Source organism: Stenotrophomonas sp. Steno-C17, from assembly GCF_056393165.1.
Genome location: NZ_JBWJPD010000025.1, coordinates 44,146 through 56,621, shown reverse-complemented (window position 1 = coordinate 56,621; position 12,476 = coordinate 44,146). Strand labels below are relative to the sequence as shown.

General features: G+C 68.5%; 10 protein-coding genes. 4 read left to right on the top strand and 6 right to left on the bottom strand.

What is annotated here, in order from left to right:
- Positions 1-193: 193 nt before the first annotated feature.
- Positions 194-1,447 (bottom strand): flavohemoglobin expression-modulating QEGLA motif protein, encoded by a 1,254-nt coding sequence (locus AC06FA_RS18215; protein WP_478069515.1) that lies wholly within the window; start codon positions 1,445-1,447, stop codon positions 194-196.
- Between the two features lie 259 nt (positions 1,448-1,706).
- Positions 1,707-2,816 carry a ribosome small subunit-dependent GTPase A gene (gene rsgA / locus AC06FA_RS18210; protein WP_478069516.1) on the bottom strand — a complete coding sequence of 370 codons (1,110 nt, stop codon included), beginning with the start codon at positions 2,814-2,816 and terminating at the stop codon, positions 1,707-1,709.
- A gap of 102 nt (positions 2,817-2,918) precedes the next feature.
- On the opposite strand from rsgA, the gene AC06FA_RS18205 reads away from it, so the two are divergent.
- Genes AC06FA_RS18205 through AC06FA_RS18195 form a run of 3 tightly spaced genes read left to right on the top strand, consistent with a single transcriptional unit; the run spans position 2,919 to position 5,529 of the window.
- Positions 2,919-4,193, top strand: coding sequence for a pyridoxal phosphate-dependent aminotransferase (locus tag AC06FA_RS18205; protein ID WP_478069514.1), 1,275 nt, complete (start codon positions 2,919-2,921; stop codon positions 4,191-4,193).
- Between the two features lie 3 nt (positions 4,194-4,196).
- Positions 4,197-4,814: an SGNH/GDSL hydrolase family protein gene (locus tag AC06FA_RS18200; RefSeq protein WP_478069513.1), complete on the top strand. Its 618-nt coding sequence runs from the start codon at positions 4,197-4,199 to the stop codon at positions 4,812-4,814.
- Positions 4,815-4,818: 4 nt separating this feature from the next.
- A complete protein-coding gene (locus AC06FA_RS18195) occupies positions 4,819-5,529 on the top strand; it encodes a class I SAM-dependent methyltransferase (protein ID WP_478069512.1) in 711 nt (236 codons plus the stop codon).
- Positions 5,530-5,630: 101 nt separating this feature from the next.
- On the opposite strand, the gene AC06FA_RS18190 is transcribed toward AC06FA_RS18195, so the two are convergent.
- Positions 5,631-6,410, bottom strand: a complete 780-nt coding sequence (locus AC06FA_RS18190) for a polysaccharide deacetylase family protein (protein ID WP_478069511.1) — start codon at positions 6,408-6,410, stop codon at positions 5,631-5,633.
- Between the two features lie 59 nt (positions 6,411-6,469).
- Here AC06FA_RS18190 and grxD point away from each other — a divergent pair, with 59 nt between their 5' ends.
- Positions 6,470-7,396: a Grx4 family monothiol glutaredoxin gene (gene grxD / locus AC06FA_RS18185; RefSeq protein ID WP_478069510.1), complete on the top strand. Its 927-nt coding sequence runs from the start codon at positions 6,470-6,472 to the stop codon at positions 7,394-7,396.
- 108 nt (positions 7,397-7,504) lie between these two features.
- Here the strand turns inward: grxD and AC06FA_RS18180 are convergent, their stop codons facing one another.
- The 3 genes from AC06FA_RS18180 to AC06FA_RS18170 form a co-directional block, all read right to left on the bottom strand.
- Entirely contained in the window at positions 7,505-8,044 is a 540-nt protein-coding gene (locus tag AC06FA_RS18180) for a DUF924 family protein (RefSeq protein ID WP_108750569.1), read from the bottom strand.
- Positions 8,045-8,087: 43 nt separating this feature from the next.
- Entirely contained in the window at positions 8,088-8,864 is a 777-nt protein-coding gene (locus AC06FA_RS18175; RefSeq protein WP_108754113.1) for an AMP nucleosidase, read from the bottom strand.
- Between the two features lie 118 nt (positions 8,865-8,982).
- Entirely contained in the window at positions 8,983-12,384 is a 3,402-nt protein-coding gene (locus tag AC06FA_RS18170) for an autotransporter domain-containing protein (protein ID WP_478069509.1), read from the bottom strand.
- Between the last annotated feature and the right edge of the window lie 92 nt (positions 12,385-12,476).

Sequence of the window (12,476 nt, the reverse complement as noted above, 5' to 3'; positions counted from 1 at the left end):
CTCGGTCGCCGCATCCATGCGGCTCACGCCCCCGCAACCGGACCCACCCCGCCTTCGACAGATTTCCGCGATCTGCCAGGAGGGCATGGGGTCGGATCCCGTTGCGTAGCAACGGGCTCTGACCCCATGTTGTTTATCGATATTTGACGGATTCATCCACGCATGGCGTGAATCTACTGCTGTCGTACGCCATTTACTCTGGGGCCAGCTGGTCCATGCGGATGCGGTTGGCGAACAGCGAGAACGCGAGCATGCCAGCCAGGCCGTTGGCGCGGCTGACCCAGTGCGGCAGCCAGCGCGGGGGCTTCAACACGCCGGCTTCGAACAGCGGGGCGAAAGCGATGGCGTCGGTCAGGCTCATCTTGCCGGCGAACAGCCAGCGGCAGACCTGCAAGCGATCCTGCGCCAGCATGTGGCGGAAGAAGGTGTGCACCGAAACCAGCCCGCGCAGGTACACGGTGTCCTTGGTGAACGCCAGGCCGCCGCTGGGGGGCACGCCGCGGAACACCCGCTGCGCGGAAGCGAAACTTTCTTCCGGGTTCTGCCCGGCCTCGCAGAAGTAGCGGTAGACCTCGATGAAATCCGCACCTTCGCGTGCCATCGCAATGGCTTCGGTGCGCAGGCTGATGCGCTTCAGGCGCTCGATGTCGATGCTGCCGGTGATCTGTTCGGCAAACGTCGCCAGCCCTTCCTGGGTGGCCGTAACCCGCGGCGAGGACAGGCCCAGGCTGGGCAGCACCGGCTGCTCGCGCCCGTTCAACGCGGTGAGCGAATGCACCAGTGCTTCGTGGTGGAACAGCTGCGCGCGATCGTAGGCGCTGAAACGCGCGGTGGTACGCAGGCGGATACGGGTCGGCCCTGCAGCGGCTTTCGAGACCAGGTCCGGGTCAAGCTGCACCTGGATGATGCGCGATTCGAAGAAGGCGTCCAGATCATTCTGCAGTTGCAGCTGCAGTGCGATGGCCGACACCGGCACCTGCTCTTCCGGGGCCAGCAGTTCATGATCCAGCTCTGCGGCAATCTGGATGAAGTGCCGCGCCGCGTCGCGCGTGCTGGGGCCGTTGCCGGGCAGGGGCTGCTCGGGCGCGCCGAACAACTGCACGGAACAGCGGTCGACGGTGGCGGTGCCCAGCCCTTCCAGCAGCTGCGCGGCCAGATCCCAGCTCTGCGCGGACTGGCGCACGTAATGCCCCAGCGGGTGGCTTTCATCGCACGCGCTGGCGATGGCCTCCAGTGCGCGGCGTTCTTCACTGAAATCCAGGCGGGGGTAATCCACCTGCGGCAGCACCGGTTGGCCACGCGCCACGCTGGCCAGGAACGGCGCCTGCGCGGTGGCCGGCCAACTGGTAAGCCCCAGCAGGCGGATGCCACCCACGGCCTCGACCAGGCGCGCATCGAGCGCGGCATGATGGGCCACATCACGGTCCAGCGTTACGGTGGGTTCCATGGGCGGACTATAGCGCCCTGCCATTGCTTTGGTAGGTGCCAACGCCCCCGGTAAGTGCCAACCGTGGTTGGCACGCGCCGATGGCGGGCTGCGGACAGAATCGTGCCAACCAAGGTTGGCACCTACCAAGAGCAGGCAGAAGCGGCCCCCCGGTAGGTGCCAACCTTGGTTGGCACGCGCCGATGGCGGGCTGCGGACAGGGTCATTGCAGGGGTCAGAGCCCATTGCGGCGCAATGGGATCCGACCCCGCGACCGCAATCAGCGCCGGCGCGGTTTGCTGGCCGGGCGGAACTGCTGGCCCTTGCCCTTCTTGCCGCCGCGTTCCTGCGCGGTCTCGGCCTGGCGTACCGCCAGCTTGGCTGCGGCCGCGGCGACTTCTTCCTTCAACTTGAAGTAGTTCAGCAGCCGGCTTTCTTCAATCTCGCCGGCATCGATGGCCGCGCTCACCGCGCAGCCGGGTTCCTGCTGATGCTTGCAGTCATTGAAACGGCACTGTTCGGCCAGCGCTTCGATATCGGCGAAACCACCCTCGGACAGCGTCTCTTCTCCGGTCGGCTTCAGCTCGCGCATGCCGGGCGTATCGATCAGGCAGGCGCCCATCGGCAGCGGCATCAGCGCGCGGTGGGTGGTGGTGTGGCGGCCGCGCGAATCGTTGGCGCGCACCGCATTGGTCTTCATGCGCTGCTCGCCCAGCAGGGTGTTGGTCAGCGTGGATTTGCCCGCGCCCGACGAACCCACCAGCACCACGGTGCGGCCCGGCCCCAGCCACGGCTGCAGCACGGCCACGCTGTCGGCATCCAGGCCATTGATCGCATGCAGGGCGATGCCCTGCATCTCCAGCTCTTCCAGCACGGCCAGCGCGTCTTCGCTGTATTCGGTCTGGTCGGCCTTGGTCAGCACCACCACCGGTTCGGCACCACCGCCACCGACCAGCAGCAGGTAGCGTTCGATGCGGCGCGGATTGAAGTCGGCATCCAGCCCGCAGACGATGAACACCGTATCGATGTTGGCGGCGATTACCTGCTGGTGGTAGTGCTCACCTGCGGCGCCGCGCTTGATGGCGGTACGCCGGGGCAGCAGGGCAACGATGCGGATGCCGTCCAGCAGCACCCAGTCGCCGACCGCCGGCCGTTCGTGGCTGGGGAAGCGCGGGCGCTGCCATTCCGGCAGCGATTCGGCCTTGATCGAGGCCTCCGGGCCATCGGCCACCACGTAGTGGGTGCGGTGCTGTTCGATCACCCGCGCCGGGCGGGCCTGCGGGTGCGCGGCCAGGGCGGCCTGCCAGTCGGCCTGCTGCGGCGGGCCCGGCCAGGGCCAACCGATGGTCTGCAGGGCGGTGAAATCGGGGGTCTGGGTCATCGCCGCCATTCTAACCGGCCAGCCCAGCAACGGCGGGGCCTGACGCCTTGCCATGCACTGCACCAATTCCGGTAGGATGGAAGACCCATGCCTTACGACGGCCCAGCCCCCATGTCCACCCCCTCGCCCAAGCCCCTGGCCATCCGCGAGCGCCTTTCCGAAGTGCGCTACGAAATCCGCGGAGAACTGGCCCGGCGAGCGCGGGAGCTGGAAGCGCAGGGCCGCAAGCTGATCAAGCTGAACATCGGCAACCCGGGCAACTTCGGTTTCCGTGCGCCCGAGCACCTGCAGCGCGCGATTGCCGATGACATGGGTCGCACCGATCCCTACACCCACCAGCAGGGCCTGCCGGTCGCGCGCGAAGCCATCGCCGCCGCCTACGCACGCCGCGGTGCACCCGATGCCCACCCGGACCGCGTGTTCGTGGGCAACGGCGTGAGCGAGTTGATCGACCTGTCGCTGCGGGCGCTGCTGAACCCGGGCGACGAAGTGCTGGTGCCCTCGCCGGACTACCCGCTGTGGTCGGCCGCGGCCATCCTCAACGATGGCCGCCCGGTGTACTACCGCTGTGCCCCGGAGAACGGGTTCCAGCCCGACCCGACCGAGATCGAGACGCTGGTGTCCTCGCGCACCCGCGCCATCGTGCTGATCAACCCGAACAACCCCAGCGGCGCCAGCTACCCGCGCGAACTGCTGGAACGCGTGGTCGAGATCGCGCGCCGCCACAACCTGCTGCTGCTGGTCGATGAGATCTACGACCAGATCCTGTACGACGATGCGGTGTTCCAGCCGGTCGCGCCGCTGGCCGGCGATCACCCCTGCCTGACCTTCAGCGGTCTGAGCAAGGTGCACCGTGCCTGTGGCTGGCGCGTGGGCTGGGCCCACCTGAGCGGCGACGATGCGCGCCTGGGCGATTTCCGCGCCGCGCTTGACCTGCTCAGCGCGCTGCGCCTGTGTGCCAACGTGCCGGGCCAGTACGCCATCGACGCAGCGGTGAACGGCCCCGATACCATTTCCGGGCTGTGCGCCCCCGGCGGACGCCTGTATGAAACCCGGCGCGCAGTGATCGAAGCCTGCGAGGCCAGCGAACACCTTTCGCTGGTTGCCCCGGCCGGCGCGCTGTACGCGTTCCCGGCGGTGGTGGGCGCCGCCGCGAAGGGGTTTGACGACCACAACTTCGCGCTGGACCTGATGAACAACGAAGGCGTGCTGGTGGTGCCCGGCTCCAGCTTCAACGTGCCCTACCGCCACCACTTCCGCGTGACTCTGCTGCCGGAGGCCTCGGTGATGCGCGATGTGTTCGCGCGCATCGACCGCGTGCTGGCCCGTCGCGCCGAGGACGCCACCAAGGTCGTGCCGCTGAAGCCACGCCGTTCGGTGGCCTGAGCCGTGGCGCTGCGTTACCTGGCGCTGGGCGATTCGTACACGATCGGCGAAGCGGTGGACGTTGCAGGCCGCTGGCCACACCAGTTGGCCGCCGCGCTGCGGGCCGAGGGCGTGGCAGTGGCTGAACCGCAGACCATTGCGACCACCGGCTGGACAACCGATGAACTGGATGCGGGCATCGATGCGGCCGCACCGCAGGGTCCGTTTGACTTCGTCAGCCTGCTGATCGGGGTGAACAACCAGTACCGGGGCCGTGCGCTGGACGAGTACCGCGCGCAGTTCCAGGCGCTTCTGCAGCGCGCGATCGGCTTTGCCGGCGGGCGCGCCGAGCGCGTGCTGGTGCTGTCCTTCCCCGATTGGGGCTTCACCCCGTTCGGCGCCGGCAGTGGCCGCGATCTGGCACAGGTTGCCGCGCAGACCGATGCCTTCAATGCGGCCGCCGCCGCGATCTGCGAAGCCCACGGCGTGGCGTTCGTGGATATCACCGACATCAGCCGTGCGCACGGCCACGACCCGGCGATGATTGCCGATGACGGGCTGCACCCTTCGGCGGCGATGTATGCGCTGTGGAGCGCGCGGGCACTGCCGGTGGCCACGCGCCTGCTGGCCGGAGCCGACTGAACCCATGGACGGCACGCCACGGAACGGCACACCGCTGCATTGTTCACCGCTCGATGCCGCGCAGGCACGGGCGATTGCCGAAGCCTTCCGGCCTGCGCAGGCCTGGGGCAACCGCCGCGATTACTACTACACCCGCGGCAAGCTGGGCAGCGATCCGCTGTACGACGGGGTGCTGCAGCACCTGCCTGACGATGGCCAGCCGCTGCTGGACCTGGGCTGCGGGCTGGGCCTGTTCGCCCATGTGCTGCGCCAGCGCGGCCGCCGTGGCGCCTATCTGGGCGTGGATGTGGACGCGGGCAAGATCGCCCGTGCGCAGCGCGCGGGCACCGGCCTGGCCGACGTGCAGTTCGATTGCCTGGATGTGCAGGCGCCCTTGCCGGCACAACACGGCCACGTGCTGCTGCTGGACGTGCTGCAGTATCTGGATGAGCAGCCGCAGCTGGCGTTGCTGAAGGCCGCCAGCGCGCGCGTGGCCCCCGGTGGACGCCTGTTGCTGCGCACGCCGCTGGCGACCGGCGACCAGCGCGACCGCACCACCCGGGTGGCCGACCGGCTGGCCTGGCTGGTGGGCTGGATGGGCACGCGCCCGCGCCACTACCCGGACCCGGCGCAGTTGCGCGCCACCCTGGCCGCCTGCGGCCTGCAGGTGGGCCAGGTGCGCCCGCTGCATGGGCGCACGCCGTTCAACAGCTGGCTGCTGGTGGCCCAGCGCTAGCCGGGCCCTGCCCGGCGGATTACCTGCGGACCGCTGCGCTCGCCGGGCATGGCCCGGCGCTACCGGGTGTTCGGCGTCATGCGCGGATTTCCGGCAGCGCGTTATCCGGCCGGCAGCCTGGCCTTCAGGCCGCGCTCGTCCAATGCCTGCAGGACCCGTTCGATGATGGCCAGGTTGTGCCCGTGCGCGGCGCCTTCGTGCAGCAGCACGATGGCACCGGGCTGCAGATCCGGCAGCAGGCGGGCCAGCACGCCGTCCGGGGTGCAGCCCACGCCGTCGAAGCCGCGCGCGCTCCAGCCCACCCGTACCAGCCCCAGCGCTTTCAACGCCGGCGCCACGAACGGGTTGGTCATGCCCACCACCGAGCGGTACCAGCGCACCGGCCGCCCAGCCACGGCCTGCAGGGCGTGGTGGCAGGACTCGATCTCGGCGCGCATGGCCGCCGGCCCCAGCCGCCAGAAACGGGTCTGCGGATGGGTGTGGCTATGGTTGCCCAGGTCATGGCCGCGGCGCAGGATTTCCTCCACCAGGGCCGGATGCGCCAATGCGCGCTCGCCGACCAGGAAGAACGTGGCCTTGGCCTGGTGCCGGTCCAGCAGGTCCAGCACGGCCGGGGTCTCGGCGCTGGGACCGTCGTCGATGGTCAGCCACACACTGTCGCCGGTGGCCGGCAGGCGGTCCAGCACCGGCGCGTAGAAGCGGCTGTTGGGCAGGAACACCGGCACCAGGAACAGCGCATGGCTGGCCACCATCAGTGAGAGTCCCCATGCCCAGCCCGCCCACAGCCAGACCAGGATCACGGCCAGCTGCGACGCCACCAGCCAGGGCAGCCAGCGCCAGGGCCGGGTCGGGATGCGATGCAATGTTCCTGCGTTGGTCATGCCCCATGATGCCACGGGGCGTAGAATGGGCGATTCGAATTTCCGGACCCTTGACCACCATGTCCCTCGATCCCGCCCTGCGTTCGCGCATCGAATCCATCCTCAACGCCAACCGCGTCGTGCTGTTCATGAAGGGCCAGCCGTCCATGCCGCAGTGCGGTTTCTCGGCCAAGGCCGTGGGCGCCCTGCAGGATCTGGGCGTGGACTTCGCCCACGTGAACGTGCTGGCCGACCAGGAAATCCGCGAAGGCATCAAGGCCTACGGCGACTGGCCGACCATCCCGCAGCTGTACATCGACGGCGAACTGGTCGGTGGCAGCGACATCGTGCTGCAGATGGCCGCCAGCGGTGAGCTGAGCAGCGTGCTGGGCCTGGCCGCGCCGGACCGCACCCCGCCGCGCATCACCGTGACCCCGGCCGCCGTGGAAATGCTCAAGGGCGCGCTGGCCGATGCGCCCGGTGCCTCGCTGCAGCTGACCATCGATGCGCGCTTCCAGCCGAACTTCCAGCTGGCCCCGCATGACGACAGCGCCATCGCTGCCGAATCCAACGGCCTGCGCGTGCAGTTCGACCTGTCCAGCGCGCGCCGCGCCGATGGCATCACCATCGACTGGGTGGACGATATCCGTGGCAAGGGCCTGGCCATCGACAACCCGAATGCGCCCAAGCCGGTGCAGGAAATCAGCGTGCGCGACGCCGACGATCTGGTGCGCGCCGGCAACGTGACCCTGGTGGACGTGCGCCCGGCCGACGAACGCGCGATCGCGGCGGTGGGCGTGCCGTTCAAGAGCTTCGATGGCAACGGCCGTGCCGAGCTGGAAGCCCTGCCCAAGGACACCGCGCTGGCCTTCCTGTGCCACCACGGTGGCCGCAGCGCGCAGGCCGCCGAACAGTTCCGCACCCTGGGCTTCACCAAGGTGTTCAACGTGACCGGCGGCATCGACGCCTGGTCGGATGAAGTAGACAACGGCGTGCCGAAGTACTGATCGGCTGCGCTACGGGTCAGAGCCCTTTCCTGCGGAAAGGGATCTGACCCCGGAAAAAAAAACGCCGGCATCCGCCGGCGTTTTTTTGCATCCGCGCAGGGCGCGGTGCTACCCGGCGAAACCGCCTTCGGCCAGGTAATCCAGTTCTTCCGGGCTGGGAATGCGCCCCAGCACCGCGTTGCGGTGCGGGAAGCGACCGAAGCGGCGGATGATGTCGCGGTGCAGTTCGGCGTACTGCAGGTATTCCTTGTCACCCAGCACGTCGAACATGGCCACCGAACGATCCTGGTCGAACGGATCTTCGGAGTGCTCGAACGGCAGGTAGATGAAGGCGCGCAGCTTGGGCACCAGCTGCAGGTCCAGCCCTTCTTCGATGGCGCGCATGGCGTAGTGCCGGGCCAGGCCGTCGGTGGCGTAGGAATGGGCGGTGCCGCGGAAGCAGTTGCGCGGGAACTGGTCCAGCAGCAGCATCAGCGCCAGCGCGCCTTCGGCACTGCCCAGCCAGTGTTCGCGCCCACGCGCCGCAGCGGCGTAATGCTCGTCCAGGAAGCGCTCGCGGAAACGCGCGTCGAACGCATCGTCGCGCGCGAACCACTTGGCCGGGCCGGCCTCGCTCCAGAATTCCACCACTTGCGCGGCAACGTCCATCACTACTCCCAGGGCCCCGCGCGCCGCGCCAGGCCGTCATCAATCATTCGTCAAAGCGCAGGTGGCGGACCGACTTGCCGTTGCGCCGGATAAGCTTAAGCGCCTCGATGCCGATCTGGATATGGTTTTCCACGAACTGGGAGCTGACCTTGGCATCGGAGGCCTCGGTTTTCACCCCGTCGGGGATCATCGGCTGGTCCGACACCAGCAGCAGGGCACCGCTGGGGATGTGGTTGGCGAAGCCAGCGGCGAACACGGTGGCCGTTTCCATGTCGATGGCCATGCAGCGCATCGCCCGCAGCCGTTCCTTGAAGGCCTCGTCGTGCTCCCAGACCCGGCGGTTGGTGGTGTAGACCGTGCCGGTCCAGTAATCGTGGCCCAGGTCGCGGATCATGGTGGAAACCGCACGTTGCAGGGCGAAGGCCGGCAATGCCGGCACTTCCGGCGGCAGGTAGTCGCCCGAGGTGCCCTCGCCGCGGATGGCGGCGATCGGCAGCACCAGGTCGCCCAGCGCGTTCTTGCGCTTCAGGCCGCCGCACTTGCCCAGGAACAGCACCGCCTTGGGCATCACCGCCGACAGCAGGTCCATGATGATGGCCGCGTTGGGGCTGCCCATGCCGAAGTTGATCAGGGTGATGCCATCGATGGTGGCACTGGCCATGGGCCGGTCCAGGCCGACGATGGGCGCGCCGGTCAGTTCGGAAAAGGTATGCAGGTAGCCGCCGAAATTGGTCAGCAGGATGTGCTCGCCAAACTGGTCCAGCGGCACGCCGGTATAGCGTGGCAGCCAGTTGTCGACGATTTCCTGTTTGCTTTTCATGCGCGGTCCGCTGCTGCAGGGGCGGCCATTGTAGGCAACGCCGCACCTGCCCTGCCACACAAACAGAAGGGGCGGCCCTGCGGCCGCCCCCTCTGCGTTCCCGCTGGGAACCGATGGCTTAGAAGCGCACCGACCAGCGCAGGTTGGCACCGTGGTCGCGGCTTTCGTCGCCGAACTGGCCGCTGTAGCCCAGTTCCAGCTGCTGCTTGGCGGTCAGCCAGGCCGACAGGCCCAGTTCGGCCACCACCGCGCTGTCGGCGATGGGCGCACCGTTGACCACGAAGCTGTCGCCGCCGCTGGCAAAGCCCAGGCGGGCGGCCGGGTTGCGGTCGCCGCTGGCGTGGCGGTAGGCCACCGCGCCGCGCACGTGCAGCCAGCTGTCCTGCTGGAACGACGCCTTCAGGCCCTTGTCGAAGCGCACACCGGCCGTGGCCAGGGTGGTGCGCACGTCATCCACCGAGCCCTGCAGGGCCGCGGCACCGCCACGCTCGTTCACGTGCTTGGTGTCCACTTCCACGCGGGCCACCTGCAGGTACGGCTCCAGGCCGGCCTCGCGGCCGCCGAAGCGGTAGGCCGCCTCGATGAAGGCCTGGCGGGTACGCGCGTCGTAACGGGCGCTCAGGGTGTCGCTGTAACCGGCGAACGCCAGTTCACGGGTGCTGTCCACCTCGTGTTCGCTCCAGGCCAGGCCGCCACGCAGGCCGAAACCGCCCCAGTTGTGGCTGGCGTAGGCGCCGAAGTGGGTGTTGTCCACCTTCGACTTGGCACGGCGGCCTTCGCCCTGCTTCACGTCGGTGCGGCCGGTACCGGCCAGCACGCCCAGCTGCCAGCCGCCGAATTCGCGGTCGGCACCGACCAGCAGGCCGTTGCTGTTGGCTTCGGTGCGGGCGGTGCTGCTGTTGCCGTCCAGGGTGGTGCTGCCGGCCAGGGCCTGCACCCACACGCCGGTGGCGTCGCCGCCTTCGGCACCCGGCGCAGCGGCACCGGCACGACGGGCCAGCGCGGCATCACGCAGGTAGCGGCTGCTTTCCAGCAGGGCCGCGCTGGTGGCGGCGTGCAGTTCGCCGCTCAGGCTGTCCAGTGCGCTGCCCACCTGTTCCGGGAACAGCGTGGTGAGCGGACGCGGCAGGCCCTGGTTGATCGCCAGGCTGTCGGCCACGGTGGCCACGGCCCGCTGGTTGGCGGTGGTGGCCGCGGTGGCCAGCGCATTGCCGCGGGTCACTTCAATGCGCGCGCCTGCAGCGGTGTAGGCCAGGCTGAACTGCATGAACGGCGAGAAGGCGCTGAAGTCGGTGGTGGCGAACTGACCGTTCACACCGCCGTCGGCCTGGATGAAGGTGAACTGCTCGCCCAGGTAGTAGGTTCCCGGTTCCGGCAGCGCCACCAGGCTGCCGCCCAGGGTGGCGGTACCGGTCACGTGCAGCTGGTCGCTGCGGCTGCCCGGGGCCACTTCGGCCTGGTACACGCCGGTGGCGGTCTGCACGTAGTCACCGTTGATGGTGAGCGTGCCGATGGAGTTGCCCGGGGCGATGATGCCGGCCACGGTGGTGTCGCCCAGCTGGCCGACGCCCTTCAGCGTGCCCTTTTCACCCACGAAGGTGCTGCCGCCGGTCTGCACGCCGTTGAACGAGACCACGCCGCCGGTGACGGTCAGGTCCGAGCCATCCAGCACGCCGGTGGTGGTGATGCGGCTGGTGCCGCCCAGGCTGTTCAGCGCGGTGTTCTGCAGGGTGCCGTTGAGCAGGAAGGCGCCGCCGGTCACGTCCACGGCGCTGGTCAGCGTGTTCACACCGTCCAGTTCCAGCACGCCTTCGCGCACCACGGCGCCGTTGAAGCTGTTGTCACCGCTCAGGCGCAGCCAGCCGATGCCACTCTTGGTCAGCTTGCCCGGGCCGCCGATGTCGTTGGTCCAGTCGTCCCACGCATCGCCTTCCCACACCTTCAGGCCGCCGGCCTTCTGGTTCATCACTACGTCGGTATCCACGCGCAGCGAGCCGTAGCCTTCGATGGCCTTGGCCAGGTTGATCAGGCCCCAGCCGTAGATGTCGTCGATGCCGGGCGCGCCCAGGTCGGTGGTGGTGGTCAGCAGCACATCGCGCACCTGCGCGCTGTCCAGGTACGGGAAGCGCTCGAACAGCAGGCCCAGCGCACCGGTGACGTGGGGCGCGGCCATCGACGTGCCGCTCAGCGTGGTATAGCCATAGGTCGGCACGCGCTCCAGGATGTCCAGGCTGACGTTGCCGTTGGCGTCGACGCCGATGCTGCCGGCCAGGGTGGAATCATCACCATAGGCGGTCGATACGATGTCCGAACCCGGGGCCGCAAGGCACCAGTTGGCGCTCAGGCCGCACTTGTTGGAGCGGTTGCTGAGGGTCAGGTCGGTACCGACGTTGACCACGCTCAACCAGTACGGTTCGATGTCGGCGAACGCGCGCGGCAGCGTAGCGTAGATGCCGGCGATGGGGCTCTGCTCGGGCGTCGGAATGATCGAATCGGTATTGCCCGCCGCCCATACCTGGATCATGCCGCGTGCGCGCGAACCATCGGCAAAGGTGTTGAGGTACTCGCGGTCGCCGGGATCGTTGTAGATCGAGTCCATGTCCTCCGCGGTCGACGGTTCGTTGGACAGGCCCCAGCTGTGGTTGATCGCCCGCACGCCCTGCGCGTTCATCTGCGCGTACAGATCTTCGAAGGCGCTCAGATCAGGGCCGATCGCGCCCAGCGTCACCACCGAATAGCCCGTTGCGGTGCGCTGCCATTCACTGATGCTGTCGGAGAACAACCGGCCAACGGTCAGGTCCGAGCCGAAGGACACGCCGTGCATGCCGCTGCCGTCGCGGTTCGCCGCGATGGTGCCTGCAACGTGCGTGCCATGGATCTCGAACTGGATGCCCGGCTGCACGTAGGGGCCGGCCTCGATGATCGCGCGGATGTTATCGGGGACATTGTCGTTGTAGCCGACGTAGCTGATCTGCACGTCATCGCCATCACTGGCGAAGCAGGCGTCCGGACCACCGACCGCCGAGGTGTTGGTGCAGCGCGTGCCATCGGGCAGCAGATCGGCGATGCGGATGCTGCGGTTGTCCTTGCCGGCGAATTCCGGATGGTCCAGGCCGGTGCCGCTGTCGAACACGCCCAGGCGCACGCCGGCGCCGGTCAGACCGCGCGCGTAGGCCGCGTCGGCGTTGATCGCCGCCAGGCCCCAGTCGTTGTTGAATTCGGTGGTGCGCCAGCTGGCAGCATCACCGGCCTTGCCCATGATCGGTTCCGGGTCGACCTCGACGTCTGCGGCGGCAATGGCCAGGTTCAGCGACGGCGCAGCGGTGGTGGCCGGTGCGGCGAACGCGGCCTGCAGGCTGCGCTGGAACTGGTAGCGCGACAGCTCGTCGGTCGTGCTGCCCTGGGCCAGTGCCGGCAGCGCAGCGGCCATCAACAGCGAGCCGACAATGGCCGAGGCCAGCGGCGAGGGCAGGATGGAGCGGCGGGTAGCGGTGGAACGGTACGACGGGGAGACATTCATCTGCAGTTACGTCCTTGATTCCATGGAATGTTTCAGGTGCGGCTCCGTCATGGAGCAGTGGGAAGACCACCCTCGCGGCGGATCAGCGGGCG